The sequence below is a fragment of the Alkalihalobacillus deserti genome, assembly GCF_020734105.1.
In the GTDB taxonomy this organism is placed as follows: Bacteria; Bacillota; Bacilli; order Bacillales; family Bacillaceae_D; genus Halalkalibacter; species Halalkalibacter deserti.
Genome location: NZ_JAJAFR010000006.1, coordinates 243,732 through 265,375 on the forward strand (window position 1 = coordinate 243,732; position 21,644 = coordinate 265,375).

Consider the following 21,644-nt stretch of genomic DNA (forward strand, 5'->3'; position numbering starts at 1 on the left):
CACCTAGCTTTATTTTTGCACCACCAAACGGTGCGAAAGTACACCGGTTGACTTGTTTGAAATGGCAAAAGCCTACCACAGCAGCTTCTGAATTTTTGGCATACTTCTTGCAATGTAAATAAGTGATAGAACAAATAAGTTGATGTTTTCTTCTTTCTTAAGAGAACTTAAGAAAAAAATAAAAATTTAAATGATAATATGGGAGGTCATAATTGTGGATTTTAACCTAACAGAAGAGCAAGTAGCAATAAAAACGATGGCAAGGGACTTTGTAAACAATGAGATATTGCCGGTAGCAAGGAAATATGATGAAGAAGAAACATTTCCTATCGAAATAATGGAGAAGCTGCGGGAGTTCGGGCTATTTAACTTATCTATTCCAGAAGAGTATGGCGGTCCAGGAATTGATAAAATCTCTCACGCCTTAATCGTGGAAGAGATTGCTAGAGGTTGTGCTGGCATCGTCACTTCCATGGAAGCAAATTCACTATCTTCTTACCCAATACTTGTTGGTGGGAGTGAGGAATTAAAAAAGAAATACCTTACACGCTTAACCAATGAGGGACAGTATGCTTCGTTTGCCTTAACTGAGCCACAAGCGGGAAGTGACGTCATGGGAATGTCTACTACGGTTGAGCAAGTTGGCGATGAGTATGTCATAAATGGAGAAAAATGTTTTATTACGAATGCAAGCCATGCCCATTTTTTCGTTACATTAGCTAAGTTAAAAAGTGATGAGAACTCCAACCAATTTATTGCTTTGGTCGTTGATCGAAATGTAGATGGTGTGTCAGTAGGAGCAAAAGAAAAGAAAATGGGGCTCCGTGCATCAGATACCGCTTCTGTGATCTTTAATGATGTACGAGTTCCAATCTCCAACCGTATCGGTGAAGAAGGAGAAGGCTTTAAAATTTTTATGAAAGCTCTCTCATATGCTCGCCCAATGGTTGGTGCTCTATCTCTCGGTATCGCCCAAGGAGCTTATGAAGAGGCGCTTGCTTATTCAAAGGAACGTAAGCAGTTTGGTAAGCCGATATCAACCTTTCAATCGATCCAATTTATGTTAGCTGATATGGCTATGAATATTGAAGCTGCTAGATTACTCGTTCACAAATCAGTGTATTTGCTACAAAAAGGAACCCCATCTACAAAAAGTGCTTCATTTGGAAAGTGCTTCGCTGCTGATACAGCAATGAAAGTAGCGACAGATGCTGTACAAATCTTCGGTGGATACGGATATATAAGGGAATATGCCGTTGAAAAATATTTTCGAGATGCAAAAATTATGCAGATCTATGAAGGCACCAATCAAATACAAAGAGTAGTCATTGCTAAAGAAATTCTAAACGATTAAGGGAGGAACGAATATGAATATTTGTGTAATTATGAAACGAACGTTTGATACAGAGGAAAAAATTTCAATTAATAGCGGTCAAATTGACGAAAGTGGAGCAGAATTCATCATCAATCCTTACGATGAGTATGCGATTGAAGAAGCGATTGTTTTACGAGACGAGCATGGTGGTGAAGTAACAGTCGTGACTGTAGGAGAAGAAGAGACTGAAAAAGAGTTGCGTACCGCACTTGCGATGGGCGTAGATAAGGCAGTTCTGATCGATAGCGAGGAATTAGAAGAAATGGATCAATATACAACAGCAACATTACTTGCAGCTTATTTAAAAGATCAGCAGTTTGACATTATATTAGGAGGAAATGTTGCTGTAGATGGAGGTTCGGGTCAAGTCGGGCCACGTGTGGCAGAAATTTTAGATATCCCACAAGTGACAACGATTACAAAAATTGAGGTCGAAGGGAATCAAGCGACGATTGTTCGCGATGTGGAAGGAGACGAAGAAACGGTAGAAGTGACACTACCAGTTCTTGTAACAGCTCAACAAGGGCTAAATGAACCACGTTATCCTTCTTTACCAGGTATTATGAAGGCGAAGAAAAAGCCTTTAGAGAAGATAGATATCGATGATTTAGATATCGTTGAAGATGAATTGGAAGCGAAGACCAAAACGATGGGAATTTTTCTCCCCCCACAAAAACAAGCTGGGAAAAAGTTAACAGGTGACATAGCTGATCAAGTAAAAGAACTTGTATCTTTATTAAAATCAGAAGAAAAAGTTTTATAAAAGGGGGATTTTAAGATGTCAAAAAAAGTATTAGTTGTTGGAGAAGTTCGTGATGGTGAATTGCGAAACGTCACATTTGAGGCGATCGCCTCAGCAAAAGTTGTTGCAGATGGTGGGGAAGTAGTCGCAACGATTTTAGGGGAAGATATTAGCGACTTTGCAGAAGAGTTGATTTATTTCGGGGCAGATCGAGTTGTACTTGTAGAACATCCTAATTTAAATGTGTTCACAACCGATAGCTACAAACAAGCATTGCTACAAGTGTTTGATCTCGAAAAACCTGAGGGAATGATCATGGGTCATACATCGATTGGAAAGGATGTAACACCACGTGTTGCAATGAAACTAAACGCAGGACTCATTTCAGACGCAACGGCTGTAGAGTTAAATGGAAGCCAAGTCGAGTTTACTCGTCCAATCTATTCTGGAAAAGCATTTGAGAAGAAAACGTTTGAACAAGGCAGCATTTTTGCGACCATTCGTCCAAATAATATTACACCACTAGCAAAAGATACCTCTCGTACTGGCGATGTAGGCAATATAACAGTAGAAATCAAAGATTTACGTACACAAATTAAAGACATTGTTCGCAAAACTACGAGCGGTGTCGATCTGTCAGAAGCAAAAATTGTTGTTTCTGGTGGACGTGGGATGAAAAGCGCCGAAGGATTTAAGCTGTTAGAAGAATTGGCTGGCCTATTAGGAGGTGCAGTTGGTGCTTCCCGTGGTGCTTGTGATGCCGATTATTGTGATTACTCATTGCAAATTGGTCAAACTGGGAAAGTGGTAACACCAGACCTTTATTTTGCCATTGGACTTTCAGGCGCGATCCAGCATTTAGCAGGGATGTCCAACTCAAAAGTGATCGTAGCCATTAACAAAGATCCAGAAGCCGCTATTTTTGAAGTAGCTGATTATGGAATTGTTGGAGATTTATTCGAAGTCGTTCCAATCCTAACAGAGGAGTTAAAAAATGTTGTAGAACTCGTTTAAAAAAGGATCTTTTTTAAGATGAACTCGAAGCCGTTGCGGCAGGCATGCTAGTCGAGCGGATTGATTACAAACCACACTAACACTTATTAGGCTCATACACTTATTATTGAGTATGAGCCTTTTTAATAGAGTCTGTTCAAAAAGGGAGGTTTTTTCCGTTTTTGAACAGACTCGAAGCAATAAGCGTAGTCGCTACATCTTTAAAAGTCTTACTATGAATGGGTTTCTCATAGTAAGACGAGTAGCGAACGGAGCCATTGCAAGTCTTATAGAGTACCTTTTTGAACCATTGATATCCTCTCTCCTATGCGGCGTTGCAATGGCTTCACTCACTGCGCGTCTATCCGAGAAAACCACTCGGATCGACTTAAAACATGGCAGTGGCTTCGCTCATTGCTTCGAGCTTGTTCAAAAAGGGAAGAACACCCTTTTTGAACAAGCTCTATAAAAGAATTTTAAAAAAATATGTTAAATAAACGTTTGTTTAACTGAAAAAGGAGATGAGACGATGGGCTTCCAGTATTTAAACCTCATTTTATTTCTCGTAGTAGTTGCATATGCTCTTTTCTTATTTGCTACTCTTGTAAAAACTCGCTACGAATATATTAAACTAGGGAAAAAAGCGGAATTTGACCATACAATGAAAGAACGAATCGATGCGGTGTTTGTTAACGTGTTCGGGCAGAAGAAATTAATGAAAGATAAAAAGAGTGGTCTAATCCATGTGATGTTTTTTTATGGATTCCTTCTCGTTCAGTTTAGTGCCATTGATGTCATTTGGAAAGGGATTGCCGTTGGTTCACACCTGCCATTAGGTCCGGTTTATCCGTTTTTTACATTTTTCCAAGAAATCGTTGTTCTGATGATTATTGTGGCGGTTGTTTGGGCTTTTCACCGCCGTTATATTGAAAAGCTCGTACGTTTAAAACGAGGCTGGAAGTCAGGACTTGTTCTGATTTTTATCGGTGGTTTAATGGTTTCAAAGCTTTTGGCAAAAGGGATGGAGAAAATTTGGCTTGATAAACCTCTCACAGGATTTGAACCGATTGCTTCATCGATTGCAAGGGTGTTTGACGGAATAGGGCCAACTGTTGCCGCACCCTTATTCTTTTTGTTTTGGTGGGCACATCTTTTATTTTTACTGACGTTTTTAGTGTATATTCCACAGTCCAAGCATGCTCATCTAATCGCTGGACCTGCAAATGTTTTCCTCGGGCGTACCCATAAAGTAGGACAACTTTCGAAAATTGACTTTGAAGATGAATTCCAAGAATCCTTTGGTGTAAATCGAATTGAAGATTTTAATCAAAAGCAATTATTAGATTTATATTCTTGTGTAGAATGTGGTCGTTGTACAAATATGTGTCCTGCTTCAGGCACAGGAAAAATGCTCTCACCGATGGACTTAATTGTTAAAATGCGTGATCATTTAACGGAAAAAGGAGCGGCTGTAACCTCTAAATCACCATGGCTTCCGACATTCGCTTTTAACCATACAAAAGGAAACCAATTAGCGATGCAGTCTGCTGCTAATCAAGAAGTAGCTGCCGGTTATGATGTTGAGTTAATAGATGATGTAATCACGGAAGAAGAAATTTGGGCATGTACGACTTGTCGGAACTGTGAAGACCAATGTCCTGTTATGAACGAGCACGTCGACAAAATCATCGATTTGCGTCGTTATCTTGTACTAACAGAAGGAAAAATGGATCCAGATGCACAACGCGCGATTACGAACATCGAGCGTCAAGGCAATCCATGGGGAATTAACAGAAAAGAGCGAGAGAAGTGGAGAGAAGGACGCGAAGATATTTACGTTCCAACAGTGAAAGAAGTAGAAAAAGCGGGTGAAGAATTTGACTATTTATTTTTCGTAGGTTCGATGGGGTCGTATGATAAACGTAGTCAGAAAATCGCTCAGTCTTTTGCCAAAGTGCTGAATCAAGCAGGTGTTACTTTTGCGATTATTGGAAGCAAGGAAAAAAATTCAGGTGATACACCACGCCGAATTGGAAATGAATTTCTATATCAAGAATTAGCGACTTCAAATATTGAGATGTTCCAAAAATATAACGTCAAGAAAATCGTGACGATTGATCCACATGCCTATAACACTTTTAAAAATGAATACCCCGATTTCGGGTTGAAAGACGTAGAGGTGTATCATCATACAGAATTGCTTTTTGAACTTCTTCAACAAGGTAAAATCAAACCGGTTAATGAAGTGAATGAGACCATTGTATTTCATGATTCTTGTTATCTTGGCCGCTATAATGGTGTATATGACGCGCCACGTGAAATCTTAAAGTCGATTCCAGGTGTGCAACTAGTAGAAATGGAGCGTAACCGTGAAAACGGGATGTGCTGTGGTGCTGGTGGAGGAATGATGTGGATGGAAGAAGATACAGGCCAGCGTGTAAACGTCGCACGAACCGAGCAAGCTCTGACTGTCAAGCCATCTGTGATCGGTAGCGGCTGTCCGTACTGCCTAACAATGCTAACTGATGGAACAAAGGCGAAAGAAGTTGAAGAATCAGTTGAAACATTAGACATTGTTGAAATTTTAGAAAGGTCTATTAGTAATGAAAGAAGTGAGATCTTAAGTGAAACATAAATGAGGTTTTGTAAGCTGGTCGCTAAATAATCTTAAAGCCCTCGTAAGACATGAAGGACTCAGCAATTTTTTGCTGAGTCCTTCATAATTCATTGTGATAAACCTTTCAGGTACATAATACTATTAATTCCCTGAGGCTTTATCTAATAAAACATCCTGATTCTCATTGTTTTCTTCTTGTTTATAGTAGGAATATTTATCTGAGACAACCCAGAACGCGATTGCAGCAATGATTCCAGGGATGGCAAACGCAAGGAAATTCATTTGAATAGGCAAGCTAGCTGCAAGTAAGACACCACCAAGGGTTGGAGCGACAATCGCACCGATTCTTCCTACTCCAGAAGCAACTCCAAGACCGGTTGAACGAATCGAAGGTGGATAGTACTGTGATACGTAAGCATTGGCGATATTTTGAGCTCCAATTGTACATGCCCCTGCAATGGCAACGAGCACATAAAGCACAAAGATATGGCTTTTAAAACCGAGGAAGAATAAACCAATTGCGCCTATTATATACATCGGGACAAGCATTCTTTTTGGCCCCCACTTATCTGATAACCTTGCGATAATAAGTGTACCAACGATCGCACCGAAATTAAGAACGATTAAGAAAGTTAAACTCGAATTAAGAGCATATCCGGCATCAAACATTAACTTAGGAAGCCAAGTATTCAAGCCGTAAACCATTAACAAACTCATGAAATACCCAATCCAGATCATGCTCGTACTTAATCCACGTTTATTTTGAAATAATTTCCCAATTGGGGAACCGCTTTCATTAAGAGTGCGTATTTCAAACTGATCCTTTTTGGTGAATGTAAAAGTAGGACTAACTTTGGTAAGAACGTTGCTCAGTTCCATGTTTCGTCCTTTGGCTATAAGGAAGTTAGGTGTTTCTGGCATTTGTTTGTACATTAAAGGTAGAAATAGAAGCGGTATTCCGGCAATCCAAAAAATAACTTCCCATCCAAACTGAGGGATTAAGAAAATACTTAATGTCGGGGCCAACATGCCGCCGACTGAATACCCGCACAATACAATGGAAACTAACATACTTCGGCTCGTCTTTGGTGAATAATCTGTCATCAAAGCAATAATATTAGGCATAATGCCACCAAGTCCTAACCCTGCAATGAAGCGATAAATTGAAAAGGATTCTGCAGAAGAGGCAAACCCACATAATGCCGTAAAAAAGCTAAACATCATAATACAAAGCAAGATAACGTTTTTTCTTCCTATTCTATCTGCTAAGATACCAAAAGTAATCGCCCCTACCATAACTCCAATATAGCCATAGCTGCCAATTGCTCCTGCCTCGACAGTCGTCAGCGACCATTCCTCAATAAGATAAGGAACGACAGAACCGTATAGAACTAGGTCATACCCATCAAATGCAATGATAAAAGTACACCAAAACAACAACATAAAATGGAAGCGGTTAAATTTACTGTTGCTAATAATCTCTGTAGTGTTAATATTTGCCAAATTGCATACCTCCTATATAAAAATCAAAACAAGTACATGACAAACCTCATCAAAAACAGGTTGTTCAAATCAACACTCATCTTATTTTTATAAAAATAGTGAACTTATTTCATAATAGTGATTATATACGAATAATTTACTTTTTTGCAAGCTGAAGTGTTATAAAATTTAACTTATTCTAATTCTTTTGTAAGATCGAGGGTTCAAAAAAGGAGAGTATATTACGAGGGCACTGAAAAAGGTACAATTTTCACCTTTTTCAATGCCCTTAAGTAGTACGCTAAGTCTTTTCGTAATCAATGGCAGAATAAGGTTTTGGCAGGGAGCGTTATTCTTTTTTATCCTAGAATTTAGGTATATAACGAAAAAGCACATCTCTATTTGACGTAGAGATGTGCTCTTTCGTTGCAGGTATGGGAAAATTTACTGTTCTCGTTTATATCCAAAAGTACCAGAAATTTCTATGCTTTTACGTATTAAATATTTGCTAAGCTCCTCTTCTTCATGAGTAGGAATTAACTCTGAAAATCCAACAACCGTTATTGCGCCGAGGAGTTTCTTTTTATAATTAAATACAGGAAATGCAACGGAGGAAACGTTTGACACTAGTGGCTCTCGTGCAAAGGAAATTTCTCTTTCTTTAATGATTTCACATTCTTCTTTAAAGCGAAGCATTTTCTCTTCAGAAAGATCGGATAGTTCTTTCTGAATCCACTCTTCAATGACTTGGTCCTCTAAAAATGTCGCAAACACCTTTCCATTTGCAGAAAGGACTGGGAGAAATGTCCCGACTTGAGCTCCGATATTATATCCTTGTTTGGTATTAACCTCTTTAACGATCATCGGTCCATTGGTTGTCCAGATCGAATAAAGAACGGTACTTAGGCTTTCTGCATTCATCTCTTGCATAAAAGGTGTAATTCGATCAATAACATTTTCTTCAGCAGTAGCTGCCATCCCGTACTCAATCAATTTACTCCCAAGTATATATGTGCTTGATTCTTTATCACGGTAAAGAATTCCTGATTGAGTTAACGTATTTAAATATTTATAAAGATTGCTTTTTGTGATTTTCGTTAACTCACAAATATCAGAAAATTTAAGGGGCCGTCCTTCTTTAGCTATTATATCTATAATACCAATGCCAATTTGCAATGATTGAATTGTCGTTCCCTTTTTAGGTGTTTCCATGATGGTCCTCCTTTATAAAATCGTAATAAAATACTTTACATCGTTGGTACCCGTTAATAGATAAAGAAGTACGTCGACATAAAGAACTTTATAAAAAACATCGTTTCCTTAATAAGAACAATAAAAAGTATAACATTAGAATTGATCTAATCGCTAATACATTTTTTCACTATGACAAGTCATAAGATGGTTCGATCACTTTATACATATACATGGCTTAACGTGTCCAGAAAGACTATGAAGCGGTTAGTTTCATTATTAAGAGATGTTTCTTTCAAAAGATGGGTTAAGTAAAAGACTGATAACTAGTGGTTAAATTTATTGAAAACAAAATGCGTAAATATATTGACAATTAAGAACAGAACGATATATTATATAAATAGAGAACATGGTTATCTAAAATTATAATTTAAATTAATTGAAAGTGAGGTCACAATATGAAAAAGTTTCTTGTAATGATTGAAAGAAAACCTACCTTTACGGGAAACATGCTGCAAGGTCATCGTCAATTTTTACAAGATCTTAAAGAAGAAACGTTAGTTATCGCCGGAGGATTTGCTGATCAAAGTGGCGGAGCTTACATTTTGCAAGTAGGTTCATTAGAAGAAGCAAGAATAATTGTCGATAGTGATCCTATGAATCATGAAAATGAAGCCGTTTACAATGTGAAAGAATGGAATATCAGCTAACTTAGCTTGAATAAAAATATGAAGTGAAAAAGGAGTATGAATAATGAAGTTAATTACATTTAAGCAAGCAGGAATCTCCCGTGTTGGAGCAATTGTCAATGAAGAGGTAATCGATTTACATGCATCTTATAAGGCGTTACTAAAGTCGGAAGGGAAAATTCGTGCTGAGGAAATTGCTGAAGCATTTGTACCTGCTGATATGACTGGTTTATTGCAAGGCGGAAAAGAAAGCATGGAACTAGCTAAGAAAGCAGTTGATTATGCGCTAACGAATCAAGACGATAACGGTTATAAACTGGTTTATCCATATAATGAAGTAAAAGTAGAAGCGCCTGTTCCAAAACCAGGAAAAATCTTTGCAGTAGGCCATAACTATCGTGAACATATTTTAGAGATGGGCCGTGAACTTCCTACGAATCCAGTTCTGTTTGCAAAGTTTGGCAACACAGTCATTGGGCCACAAGATGATATTCCATTCCACCCTGTTTCAGAACAACTAGATTATGAAGCTGAATTCGCCTTTGTCATCGGTAAACGCGCGAAAAACGTGTCAGAAGAAGAGGCACTAGATTATGTTGCAGGTTATGCAGTAGCAAATGATGTTACGTATCGCGACATTCAACGACGCACCCTTCAATGGTTACAAGGTAAAACAGTAGATGGCAGTTTACCAATGGGGCCATGGATGGTTACTGCAGATGAAATAAAGGATCCACAAACGTTGGAAATGGTGTTAACCGTCAACGGAGAAGAACGTCAACGTACAAATACAGCGAACCAAGTATTCTCAGTCAAACACTTAGTCTCATTCTTATCGAATCTTGCCACATTAGAGCCTGGTGATATCGTGATTACTGGAACTCCTGGTGGCGTCATTCAAGCAATGGAACCTCAAGTTTGGTTGAAAGATGGAGACGTAGTACGTGTGGAAATTGATCAAGTAGGCGTGTTAGAAAACACAGTACGTACGGTAAAAGGAGAGTAAAAAGTATGACACAAAGCAATATTACTTCAGTAAATGAATCGATTGATCGCATTATTGAAACCGTTAAAGGGTTATCAGAAGAAACCATTCGTTGGAAACCAACAGAAGATGAATGGTCAATCATGCAAATTATGGCACATATCGTCGAAGCATTGCCATATTGGGTAGATGAAATTGAACAGCTTGTTGAGACTCCTGGGAATGAGTGGGGCAGAAATCATTTACACGAGCCACGTCTAGAAGCCGTTAAACCTGAAACGGTCGACGCGATTAGCGTAGATGAAATGATTAAACAACTGGAACAAGTAAAACAAACGGTTCAATCCGGAATTGAAAACTTGACGCCTGAACAACTTGCGGCAGAAGCAACGAGTGTTAACCCTAACTTTGGAACGAAACCGCTATCGTTTATTATTGATCATTTAATCGATCAACATGTCAACAAACATGAGGGTCAAATTCAACGCAATTTATCGAAATTAAACAATTAATGATAAAACGAAAGGTGGAATAGAGCATGGCAGAGAAAAATGACTTTTTCAAAAGTAAATTGGTTCAAGATTTCACGAAAGATATTAGACAGTATAATCTTGGTCCACTTTGGGAAGCGATTCCAGAATTGATGCACAAAACACCTGAGCCACACGCGCAAGCGTATCTTTGGAAGTGGGACCTTCTTGAAAAGAAGCTAGGTGAAGCGTCGCAAATTTTCACTCCAGAACGTGGTGGAGAAAGAAGAGCGATTTATCTTCAGAATCCAGGACTGGACTATCGTCAACCATGGGGATGGGCTTCAACAAGTCAAACGCTCTATGCTGCTGTTCAGTTGCTACAACCGGGTGAAGAGGCTCCTTCTCACCGTCATACGCAAAATGCTCTTCGTTTTGTCACTCATGGCGAGGGTGCCTATTCAATTGTTCAAGGTGAACGCCTCTTTATGGAAGAAGGAGACTTTCTTATTACGCCGAAGGATCTTTGGCATGGTCATGGTCATTTAGGTACAGAGCCAATGATCTGGATGGATGTTCTAGATATTCCAACGAAATACATGCTAGGTGCAACCTTTTTTGAGAATTATCCAGAAAAGATTGAACAGCCGAGTCTTCCAGACAACTATGGTTCACAACGCTATATGGGTGGAATGATGCGTCCTATTTCTGATCGTCATCCGCAAAAAGCACCGCTTGGTTCATATAAATGGAATCAAACATTAGCGGCGATTGATGGGTTAAGTCGTTTTGAGCCAGATGCCTATGATGGATACGCGGTTGAGTTTATCAATCCGTCAACTGGTCAAACCGCGAACCCGACGATTGCGGCTTGGATGCAGAAGCTTCCAAAAGGATACCATTCTAAAGCACATCGCCATACACATTCAACGATTTACCAAGTATATAAAGGTTCTGGTTATAGTGTGATTAATGGTCAACGTTTTGATTGGTCTAAAGGTGATTACTTTATTGTTCCAAACTGGGCATGGCATGAGCATGTGGCTAATGAAGACACGTTCTTCTTTTCTGTCAGTGACTTACCAATTATGGAACACTTTGATGTTGAGAGAGAAGAAGCGTATGAGCAAGGGAATGGTTATCAAGAAGTAACAAGCGAATTTAAACCTATTCTAGTTTAAATGAGCGAGAGATAAACAAATTAAAAGAGGGGGATTTAACATGAAAAAGACAGATTCAATGATTATTGTTGGTGGGGGAATTGGAGGCTTGGCAGCAGCTCTAGCAGCTGCAGAAGCTGGCCAAAAAACAACGGTACTTGAGCAAGCACCTGAGTTTGGAGAAGTCGGTGCAGGGATTCAAATGGCACCAAATGCAATGGCTGTTTTAGATCGTTTAGGTGTAGGAGAAGAAATCGCAAAAATTGCCGTTTTTCCAAAAAGATTAGTGTTAAAAGACGTGTATACAGCGGAAGAATTAACAACTTTAGACTTAGGAGACGAATTTAAAGAAAGATATGGTTTCCCGTATATCGTTTTACATCGTACTGACTTACACCGTGTTCTTTTAGAAGCATGTGAAAAGAATCCTTTAGTGGAGCTTGTTACTGACCAACACATTGAAACGGTAGAAGAAACGGCAGAAGGTGTAGTTGTTACAAATGCTCGAGGAGAAAAAATGGTTGGTAAAGCGTTAATCGGAGCAGATGGACTTAAATCTAAAACACGCGCCCTTTTTGTTGATGATGAGCCGATTTGTTCGGAATATGTTGCTTACCGTGGAACGATTCCAATCAATGAAATTAGTGATGATGCTAATATGGATGATGTAATCATGTGGATTGGTCCAAACCTTCATGTTGTGCAATACCCAGTTCGTCGCGGCGAACTATACAACCAAGTTGTTGTATTCAAGAGCTTAAATTACAAGGAAGATTCAGATGACTGGGGTACTCCAGAGGAAATGGATAAAGTATTCGAAAATGCACACCCAAAAGTTGAGAAAGCTCTTTCATTCATCCAGCGTCAAATTCGTTGGCCAATGTATGATAGATTACCAATTGATAACTGGACAAAAGGGAATATTACACTGCTTGGTGATGCTGCTCACCCAATGCTTCAATACTTGGCACAAGGTGGAGTTCAAGCATTAGAAGATGCTTCCTATTTAGCTGACATGCTCAATGAACATGGTGAAAACTATGAAAATGCATTCAAAGCATTCCAAGAAGAGCGTCTTCCACGTACCGCAAAAGTTCAAAAAACAGCTCGTGTTTGGGGAGAAATTATCCATGCAGAAGACCCAACTTCTATCCTGTTGCGTGATACGATCTTTAAACAACGTGATGCCAAAGATTTTAGTTACACAGACTGGTTGTACGGACAGAAGTACGGTCAAGAATCAAAAAAAAAAGTAACTAATTAAATTGTAATAGACTGTCATCAAAGGTTTTTATCTAAAACCTATGGTGACAGTCTTTTTAGTTGAATTGAAAATGGGGGTGTAAATTTGAAGCAGGTAAAGCAAAAGACTTGAATGAATTTTTTGAGTGTAGTCCAATACACTGCTATAATAATCCAGGTAATGAAGTTTAGAATTAGGAGTGATCGATATAGTTGCCAATCATAAATTGTTCCATTCTATTCACCAGCTCTCCCGTCTTTTAACAAAGAATATGAATAAAGCACTACAACCATTCGGGTTATATAGCGCACAATGGTCTGTCATCTATGTATTAAAAACAAAAGGGACATTAACACAAACAGAGTTGTGTGAGTATTTGTCTGTCGAAGCACCACCATTAACAAGAAACATTCAAAGACTCGTTAAACAAGATTATGTCAAACAAGTACGCGGCAAGGACAACAGAAGCAAATTGATTGAGCTGACAGAAAAAGCACATCAGGAATATCCATCTTGGGAACAAGCAGTATTACAAACGAATCAAACGCTACTTGAAAACTTTCCAAATCGTTCTGAAGAACAATTAGAACAACTTATATCAGAATGGTTAACAACATTACGATGACGAAAAACAATGAGTAGGTTTCATTTTTAATACGAATAAGTGTTGAGATTAAACAGGGGGAGTGTGTATGATGTTTCTGCTTAAAAGCTTGATTCATGGGAATTGCGATCGTTCGTTGTAGAACAAGTGTTATATGGAGTTTAATGGTTGCTTGACCACTTCTAGTTATAACTGATGGGTTGAGTTGGCTCATATTCTTCCAACGTAAATAATCGAAGGGCCTGTGTAATTCGGAGAACAAACGAAATCTGCTATGATAGAACTTTTAATTTTTAAAATGTGGATGTTAGTTCAATTGGTAGTTGCTTATTTTGATCAATATTCGCTATCATAAAGGAGACACCTCTTCTGTTGATCGTTTCTCTTTATTCAAATTCATTATACCAAACGCTGAAGTGTTTATATGCCTATATTTCTTCTCAATGATTATGCTTCAACGGTTGCTAGCATTCCTGTTATCCTAAACTGCTTACATTTTTCTAGGTGCGAAGGTTCAGTAATGGTTTTTTTACTTTGCCAAAGTAAATGAATAATGGGAGTTTAGAATAGCTATAATTTAAAAATTAAAAACCTGTCAGGTGATTCTAAATGTTAAAAAGTCTGTTACTAGATAGCTCTATAAAAAAACAACCTATAAAAGAGGTTTTTAGAGTAATAAGTAGGTATGGTCCAATTACTAGGTCAAAGTTATCAAATAAGTTGGAAATAAAAATTAAACAAACTGCCTTAGCCCGGATAATTAGTGAATTAAAAACGAATAACTTAATAAAAGAAGGTGGTCATGAAGAATCAGAAGGAGGAAGACCTCCAGTTCTTTATAGCATCGTACCAACTGCAGGGTTTATTATTGCTGTTCATATAATACGAGCACATACAAAAGTAGTACTATTAGATTCATGTCTGCACACAGTCAAAAACGAAACCTTTGTAATGACAACAAAACATACACCAGAAATTGTCATAGCAAAAGTAATTGAAATTACAAACAAGTTTTTAAATGAATATAAAATAGAGTTAGATCAGTTACTTGGTATAGGAATAAGTTCAGTAGGACCGTTAAATAAAAAAGATGGAATTATAATAAAACCGCAATTATTCCTTTCTAAAGGATGGATTAATGTACCTATTGTAAAAATAATAAAGGAAATTTTTCCAGTGAAGGTTATATTGGAGCATTCTTCAAATGCAGGATTAATGGGGGAATATGTTTCTTCTTCATTACCACATGAAAATATGTTATACATTTTTAATAGTTGGGGAACTGGCTGTGGAATAATGACAAATGGTGAAATCATAAATTCTAGAATAGGTCGTACTGATGGATTTGCACATATGAGTATGGATGTAAATGGCCCTATTTGTTTTTGTGGTAGTAGGGGCTGCTTAAATACTTATACGTCTTTAAATTCTATTTTAGAATCATTAAATAATAGCAACCCTTATTTTAAATCAATAAACTGGAGTGAACTCTCTACTCTAGAAATTATTGAACGGTTAAAAGATGAATATGAGCTGACTAATGAAATCGTATTAAGATCAGCTACTTATCTTGGAGTTGGAATTTCAAATTTGGTAAATATTATAGGGTCAGAAGCAGTCTATATAAGTGGACCTTTAATTTACCACTATCCGAATTATTATGAAACGGTAATAAAATCTATTTCACAACGTGTGTATGGAAAACCAAATATCGCTTTAAGTCAAGGTGATTATGAGGAAGAAACACTTGATATTGGATTAGGTGCATTAGTTTATGCTTCTTATTATTAAGGCTTTTAAGATAGAACAAGTTGTTATGGTTTATCTGCAAGAATAAATTGCGTAAATGACCTGATCAATTTGTTCTTTTGATCTAAGGTTCTATAAAGTAAGAAAGTAACCTATGATTAAATCGAGGTATAATATTGATTAACCATAGTAACTTTCATCGCAATGTCTAAAAGTGTGTTACTATTTAGAATATAAGGAAACTAGCAATTGACACTTTTATCCGAAACCGAAAGAAGTTCGAGGGGGAATAAAATCAATGTCACTCTTAAAAAGGAAACCTATTATAATCCCTAACTACAATAGACAATTATTTAAAAATGATTTTGTTGCTGGAGTAACCCTTTTCGTTATGCTTATTCCTCAAGGCATGGCATATGCTATGCTTGCAGGACTCCCACCTGTTATGGGGTTGTATGCTTCAACAATCCCGTTGATTATTTATGCTTTTTTTGGTTCATCGAGGCATCTATCAGTAGGCCCAGTAGCAATTACATCCTTATTGGTTTTTTCTGGTGTGTCGTTTTATGCTGAAGTTGGCTCTACAGATTTTATTTCGATGGCTATCGTATTAGCGGTTTTGGTTGGAGCAATCCAACTGGTGCTCGGTATAATGAAAGCTGGTTTTATAGTGAAATTTATTCCTCATTCCGTGTTGAATGGTTATACATCAGCTGCAGCAATTGTGATTGGCCTAAGCCAACTCAAACATATTTTAGGAATAAATATAGGTAGTTATTTGCAAGTACATCTAATATTTTTAGACGTAATCAATAAAATAACAGAACTACATTTTATAACCGTCATAATCGCACTTAGCAGCATTATGGGTCTTTTAGTTTTACGGAAAATAAATTCACGTTTTCCTTCAGCTTTATTGCTTGTCATTTTATCGATTGCAACTGTTTTTTTATTTCGATTAGACCAATACGGCTTACAAATAGTGGGGGATGTGCCGAAGGGAATGCCTACATTTTCATTTCCTGCGATAACGTTTGAAAAGATACAAATGTTATTTCCAATGGCACTAACGATTTCTCTTATAGCCTTTATGGAATCTCTTGCTATCGGAAAAGCGATTGCACGTAAAGAAAAATATAAAATAGAACCAAATAAAGAATTAAAGGCACTAGGATTAGCGAATATCGTTGGGGCCTGTTTCAATTCATTTCCGATAAACGGGAGTTTTTCTAGGACGGCAGTAAATTATCAAGCAGGTGGCGTCACTCAGATCACCTCAATTATTACAGGCATTTGCGTTATGATTACGTTACTATTTTTCACATCATTTTTTTATTATTTACCTAATGCGGTTTTAGCAGCTATTATTATCATTGCCGTTTATAAATTAATAGATATTAAAGAGTTGAAGCATCTTTTTAAAGTGAAACCATTTGAAGGTTGGGTGTGGGTCACTACTTTTTTTGTTACTTTATTTGTAGGGATACAATGGGGGATTATCATTGGTGCTATCTTCACTTTACTTCTTATAATCAAGAAAAGCACTCAGCCAAATATTGTCGAGGTTGGATACTTGAACAAAAAGAATGTCTTTCGTGATATTACTAGATTTCCTGAGGCAAACACTGCAGAAGAAGTGTTGATCATTAGAATCGATTCGAGCTTACATTTTGCGAATATTGCTTATTTGGATGAAAAAATAAAGAGTCTTTTTAAAGAGAGAATGAATACAAAATGGTTAATTATCGATATGTCGGGTGTAAATGATATAGATTCTGCCTCTCTCGATATGTTAGAAGAGATGATCGATTATTATCAAAAAGAAAAAGGCGTTACATTTTTGTTTGCTAATATGAAGGGGTCTGTTAGAGATCTCGTTAAAAAAGTAGGCTGGGATCATAAATACCAAGAACAAATGAATCACTTAACGGTAGATCAATTGTTAAAAGAAAAAGGGCTTACTCAATATTTTGATCCATCTAAAAGATTTATAGAAGGTATATTGGATTTTCAAATATAGTTTTAGAGCTTGTTCAAAAAGGGTGGTCTTCCCTTTTTGAACAAGCTCGAAGCAATGAGCGAAGCCACTGCCATGTTTTAAGTCGATCCGAGTGGTTTTCTCGGATAGACGCGCAGTGAGTGAAGCCATTGCAACTCCGCATTAGGAGAGAGGATACTAAAGGTTCAAAAAAGGTGGTCTTCCCTTTTTGAACAAGCTCGAAGCAATGAGCGAAGCCACTGCAATGTTTTAAGTCGATCCGAGTGGTTTTCTCGGATAGACGCGCAGTGAGTGAAGCCATTGCAACTCCGCATTAGGAGAGAGGATACTAAAGGTTCAAAAAAGGTGGTCTTCCCTTTTTGAACAAGCTCTTTTAAAAAGCAACAAACAAATCAAGGAAAAAAACATAAGACCTCCGTGTAAAGAAGTAGTCGTTCTCTTTACACAGAGGTCTTGATTTTTGATCTTAAGTTGATTGATTACCACCGATTTATCTCATTGTAGAATGTGTCACGCTCTATGGGTATTCGGTTAGCTCCCTTTACTAAATGAACCAATTCGTCACGAGTTAATCCTGCGGGAGACAATGCACCAGCAGCATGACTAATTCTTTCTTCAAGAAGTGTACCATGAACATCTGAAGCGCCAAATGTTAACGCTAATTGTGTTAATTGAGTGCCAATATTAATAAAATAGGCTTTAATATGTTGAAAATTATCTAGCATTAAGCGGCTAATCGCTAATGTTTTTAAATCCTCATATGCCGAAGTTCTACGTTTGATCCCAGATTGAACACTTTTAGGTTGGACAGCTAGCGGAATAAACACATAAAAACCATTTGTTTTATCTTGAATTTCTCTTAATTGAAGCATATGGTCAATTCTCTCTTCAATTGTCTCTATCGAACCGTAAAGCATTGTAGCGTGTGTTCGTAGGCCCAATCCGTGCGCCACCTCTTGAATTTCAAGCCATTGTTGAGTAGTAGCTTTTCCGACGCCCATTTTTTTACGGTAACGTTCTGATAAAATTTCTGCACCGCCACCAGTTAATGTGTCTAGACCAGCATCCATTAATGTTTTTAAAACATCTTTATAACTTAAACCACTTAATCTTGAGAAAAATTCAATCTCAGCTGCGGTATGTGCTTTAATAGATACATTTGGATAATGTTTTTTCAATTGTTTTATACAGTCAACATAATAATCAAAAGGTACGTTAGGATTGTGACCACCAGTAATATGGAACTCCCGCACGTTAGGATTATAATTTTTTTCGATATACTCAATCATTTCTGTAGCACTTACCGTATAAGCTCCATCATCACCTTCTTTTTTCTTGAAGTTACAAAAAGCACACTCGGCTTCACATACATTTGTAAAATAAAGAGTCATATTTTGAATGAAATATACGTGATTATTATTTTTCCTGACGTTAACTTTGTCTGCTAATTGACCAATTGTTAATAAATCATTTGAATTGTATAAATATAGGCCATCCTCTTTTGTAAGCCTTTCGCCATTCTCAACTTTATGGCTAATTTCCTGAAGCCTTGGTTCTATATTCGTTATCATATTCAATCAAAATCCCTCCCTATTTAATACAAAAATAAAATCATAGTTTCGATTGTTAACTACCAACAATGGAACCCAAACCTTATTGACATCTCATGCGAACTTATCTATGTAGCTAAGAAAAGAGCCCATGCTTTTTTCCGAAAACGATAAAAGTCTAAGGTAATAATAACGAATATTTTTAGTTACGGCAATGGTTTATTTATATTAGTCTTGAGCTACTTGATTTTTTAATAAAAGAGTCTGTTCAAAAAGGGAGGATTTTCCCTTTTTGAACGGAGTCGGAGCCATTGCAAGTCTTATAGAGTACCTTTTTGAACACGCTCTAAAAAGGAAGAATTTTTCGCGGGTTAATGTAAGGGTAAAATAACGAACATTCACTTGAATCTTAAATTGGTATCCAACGTGTTGAGGGGGATGATCACTCATCGGTTCATTACACTTGTGAGATTTGTTCAAGGAGCTAAGCAAATCACTTGCTATCATTTAATCCATTATGGATTAAAATGTGGTAAGATATAAACAATTCACTTTTTAATAGATTTTATTTTAGGGATTGGTGATCGTATGTTTAAACAATTTCTTCAAAATACAACACCCAAGAATCAAGATTTGAAAAAATTATATTTATTAATCCATAAATATGGGCCAATAACAAAAGCGGATTTAATTGAGAAAACAGAAATAAAGAAAACCACTCTTGTTCGCATGATTGATGAATTATTAAAATGCAAATTTATTGAAGAATGTGGACTTGGAGAGTCCTTCGTTGGGCGCCGGCCGATTCTTTATGATGTAGTAAGGAATGGAAATTATCTGATTGGTATTCATATTTCCCGAATGAAAACCAATATTGTCTTGTTGAATTTGCGATATGACCAGATTGATCAGGAATCGTTCATCATGACAACGATGCATACTCCGGAATTTGTTATGTTGAAAATTAAAAATATTATAGAAAATTTTATGGAAAAGCATCATTTTGATCAGGAAAAACTGATGGGGATTGGTCTTGCAGTAATTGGTCCATTAAATCGGGCAGAAGGGATGATTTTAAAACCGGAATCCTTTCTAGCTGCCAACTGGAATCACGTTCCGATTGTGAAGCTGATTCAACAAGCATTTCCGGTAAAAGTGGTGCTTGAAAAAGGTGCTAATGCAGCAGCCGTCGCAGAATACCACGCAAATAATTACCTTTATGAAAATATCCTCTACTGTGTAAGTGGTGGTTGGGGAATCGATTGCGGCGTTGTCGTTAACGGAATGATTTTACCAGATCAGTATGCCGACCAAAGCGGGTACGGTCATATGATTGTAGATTTAAACGGGAATATTTGTTCTTGCGGAAAAAGAGGATGTATCGTTTCTTACACATCATTTCAAAGCATAGTCCGTCAATTAGAAAGTGAAAATGCGTTATTAGGAAATATGAGTAAAGAACTTTTTCAAAAAGCATCGCTTACTGAGATGATGGAATATTTTAAGCAAGGCGACAAAAAAACAGAAAGAATTATCTTAGAGAGTGCACGGTATTTAGGGATAGGTCTTTCTAATTTACTTAATCTTTTTCGGTCGGAAATAATCATTTTGAATGGTCCTTTTCTATATGAGTTTGATGGTTATTATGAACAAGTTGTTGATAATATAGCAGAAAATATTCACGAAGAGAAAGAGGTAATCTTTTCACAGGGATGGCTTCAAGAAAATGCAGCCGCCATTGGTGCAGCTATATTGCTATTTGAATCGTATTTTAAAGACCTAAATTTTTCAAGTGAAAAAAGCGTTGCAATTTTCTAACTAATTAGTTACTATACAACTAAGAAGAAATTAAACCCAAAATGGATTTAATAGAAATTAATATTATTGTAAGCGCTCTTTTTTAGTCGATTTTATCCATTATGGTCAAAAGAGAAAGGGAGATGGAATGATGAGTACATCAGTAATTATGCTTGGAACAGGAAGCCCGCGTTTAAATAAAGAGAGAATGGCTACAGCGCATCTATTATCAATGGGCGGAGAGTCGATCTTAGTAGATTGTGCAGAGGGGACAACGATGCAGTTAGTAAAAGCGGATATTCCCCCGCAAGATATCAAGTATGTGTTCTTTACACATCTTCACGCCGATCATATGTTAGGGTATGCTAACTTTTTAATAAGCAGTTGGGTAGAAGGTCGACGCGAACTAACGGTTGTAGGACCGGTTGGAACGAAAAAAATGCATGATTTACTAGTGGAAATGCTAGAAAATGATATCAACTACCGTATGTCGTTGGGAAGACCAGATACAGGTATACGTGATGTGAAAGTCATTGAAATTGAAAAAGAGGGTCGCGTTAATGTGGAATTGCCTATCGATGTACATTGTGCGGAGATGGTTCATAATGTCCCTACATTCGCATACCGCTTTGACAAAGAAAGTGATTCAGTCGTTTTCGGAGGCGATACTGCCCCGCCGACAGATCCGCTTGCGAAGCTCGCTGAAGGAGCAGGGATGTTAATTCATGATGCGTGTCTAACACTTATAGAAGATGATCAAACACCTAATTCTTCAAAAATATGGGAAAATCTTCAGAAAGAACATTGTACACCGGCGCAAGCAGCAGAAACAGCGAAAAAAGCAAACGTAAAGCAACTAGTTTTAACACACTTTTTGCCAAAAATGAATCCTAAAAATGTGTTAGATGAAGCGGCTGGAGTATTCAATGGTGAAATCATAATCCCGAATGATTTAGATGTCATTAAACTTTCATCCAAAACGTTAACGAAATCTTAAT

Annotated in this window: 17 protein-coding genes; 14 read left to right on the forward strand and 3 right to left on the reverse strand. The window is 37.3% G+C overall.

Annotated elements, in window-relative coordinates; translation table 11 throughout:
• Positions 1-214: 214 nt before the first annotated feature.
• The 4 genes from LDX58_RS13775 (at position 215) to LDX58_RS13790 (ending at position 5,745) form a co-directional block, all read left to right on the forward strand.
• Entirely contained in the window at positions 215-1,354 is a 1,140-nt protein-coding gene (locus LDX58_RS13775; RefSeq protein WP_227937416.1) for an acyl-CoA dehydrogenase family protein, read from the forward strand.
• A gap of 13 nt (positions 1,355-1,367) precedes the next feature.
• Positions 1,368-2,138 carry an electron transfer flavoprotein subunit beta/FixA family protein gene (locus LDX58_RS13780; RefSeq protein ID WP_227937417.1) on the forward strand — a complete coding sequence of 257 codons (771 nt, stop codon included), beginning with the start codon at positions 1,368-1,370 and terminating at the stop codon, positions 2,136-2,138.
• A 15-nt stretch (positions 2,139-2,153) separates the two neighbouring features.
• Positions 2,154-3,131 (forward strand): electron transfer flavoprotein subunit alpha/FixB family protein, encoded by a 978-nt coding sequence (locus LDX58_RS13785; protein ID WP_227937418.1) that lies wholly within the window; start codon positions 2,154-2,156, stop codon positions 3,129-3,131.
• A 508-nt stretch (positions 3,132-3,639) separates the two neighbouring features.
• Positions 3,640-5,745 (forward strand): (Fe-S)-binding protein, encoded by a 2,106-nt coding sequence (locus LDX58_RS13790; RefSeq protein WP_227937419.1) that lies wholly within the window; start codon positions 3,640-3,642, stop codon positions 5,743-5,745.
• Positions 5,746-5,868: 123 nt separating this feature from the next.
• Here LDX58_RS13790 and LDX58_RS13795 read toward each other — a convergent pair whose 3' ends face one another.
• Together LDX58_RS13795 and LDX58_RS13800 are read right to left on the reverse strand one after the other, a co-directional pair.
• A complete protein-coding gene (locus LDX58_RS13795; protein WP_227937420.1) occupies positions 5,869-7,230 on the reverse strand; it encodes an MFS transporter in 1,362 nt (453 codons plus the stop codon).
• A 423-nt stretch (positions 7,231-7,653) separates the two neighbouring features.
• Positions 7,654-8,421: an IclR family transcriptional regulator gene (locus LDX58_RS13800; protein ID WP_227937421.1), complete on the reverse strand. Its 768-nt coding sequence runs from the start codon at positions 8,419-8,421 to the stop codon at positions 7,654-7,656.
• 437 nt (positions 8,422-8,858) lie between these two features.
• Between LDX58_RS13800 and LDX58_RS13805 the strand changes: the two genes are divergently transcribed.
• The 8 genes from LDX58_RS13805 to LDX58_RS13840 all read left to right on the forward strand — a co-directional run bounded on the left by LDX58_RS13805 (position 8,859) and on the right by LDX58_RS13840 (position 17,320).
• Positions 8,859-9,110: a YciI family protein gene (locus LDX58_RS13805; protein WP_227937422.1), complete on the forward strand. Its 252-nt coding sequence runs from the start codon at positions 8,859-8,861 to the stop codon at positions 9,108-9,110.
• A gap of 43 nt (positions 9,111-9,153) precedes the next feature.
• Positions 9,154-10,095: a fumarylacetoacetate hydrolase family protein gene (locus LDX58_RS13810; protein WP_227937423.1), complete on the forward strand. Its 942-nt coding sequence runs from the start codon at positions 9,154-9,156 to the stop codon at positions 10,093-10,095.
• A gap of 5 nt (positions 10,096-10,100) precedes the next feature.
• The gene (locus tag LDX58_RS13815; RefSeq protein ID WP_227937424.1) at positions 10,101-10,586 is read left to right on the forward strand and encodes a DinB family protein; all 486 of its coding nucleotides are present in this window, start codon (positions 10,101-10,103) and stop codon (positions 10,584-10,586) included.
• Positions 10,587-10,612: 26 nt separating this feature from the next.
• Entirely contained in the window at positions 10,613-11,725 is a 1,113-nt protein-coding gene (locus tag LDX58_RS13820) for a cupin domain-containing protein (protein ID WP_227937425.1), read from the forward strand.
• Between the two features lie 40 nt (positions 11,726-11,765).
• Positions 11,766-12,968: an FAD-dependent monooxygenase gene (locus LDX58_RS13825; RefSeq protein WP_227937426.1), complete on the forward strand. Its 1,203-nt coding sequence runs from the start codon at positions 11,766-11,768 to the stop codon at positions 12,966-12,968.
• Between the two features lie 178 nt (positions 12,969-13,146).
• Positions 13,147-13,572: a MarR family winged helix-turn-helix transcriptional regulator gene (locus LDX58_RS13830; protein ID WP_227937427.1), complete on the forward strand. Its 426-nt coding sequence runs from the start codon at positions 13,147-13,149 to the stop codon at positions 13,570-13,572.
• A 588-nt stretch (positions 13,573-14,160) separates the two neighbouring features.
• Positions 14,161-15,342, forward strand: a complete 1,182-nt coding sequence (locus LDX58_RS13835) for an ROK family protein (RefSeq protein ID WP_227937428.1) — start codon at positions 14,161-14,163, stop codon at positions 15,340-15,342.
• 256 nt (positions 15,343-15,598) lie between these two features.
• Complete coding sequence (locus LDX58_RS13840; RefSeq protein WP_227937429.1) at positions 15,599-17,320, forward strand: SulP family inorganic anion transporter; 1,722 nt, start codon at positions 15,599-15,601, stop codon at positions 17,318-17,320.
• A gap of 458 nt (positions 17,321-17,778) precedes the next feature.
• Here the strand turns inward: LDX58_RS13840 and mqnE are convergent, their stop codons facing one another.
• A complete protein-coding gene (mqnE, locus tag LDX58_RS13845) occupies positions 17,779-18,870 on the reverse strand; it encodes an aminofutalosine synthase MqnE (protein WP_227937531.1) in 1,092 nt (363 codons plus the stop codon).
• Between the two features lie 567 nt (positions 18,871-19,437).
• Between mqnE and LDX58_RS13850 the strand changes: the two genes are divergently transcribed.
• Positions 19,438-20,667 carry an ROK family protein gene (locus tag LDX58_RS13850; protein WP_227937430.1) on the forward strand — a complete coding sequence of 410 codons (1,230 nt, stop codon included), beginning with the start codon at positions 19,438-19,440 and terminating at the stop codon, positions 20,665-20,667.
• 130 nt (positions 20,668-20,797) lie between these two features.
• On the forward strand, positions 20,798-21,643 hold the full coding sequence (locus LDX58_RS13855) for an MBL fold metallo-hydrolase (RefSeq protein WP_227937431.1): 846 nt from the start codon (positions 20,798-20,800) through the stop codon (positions 21,641-21,643).
• Position 21,644 lies beyond the last annotated feature (1 nt).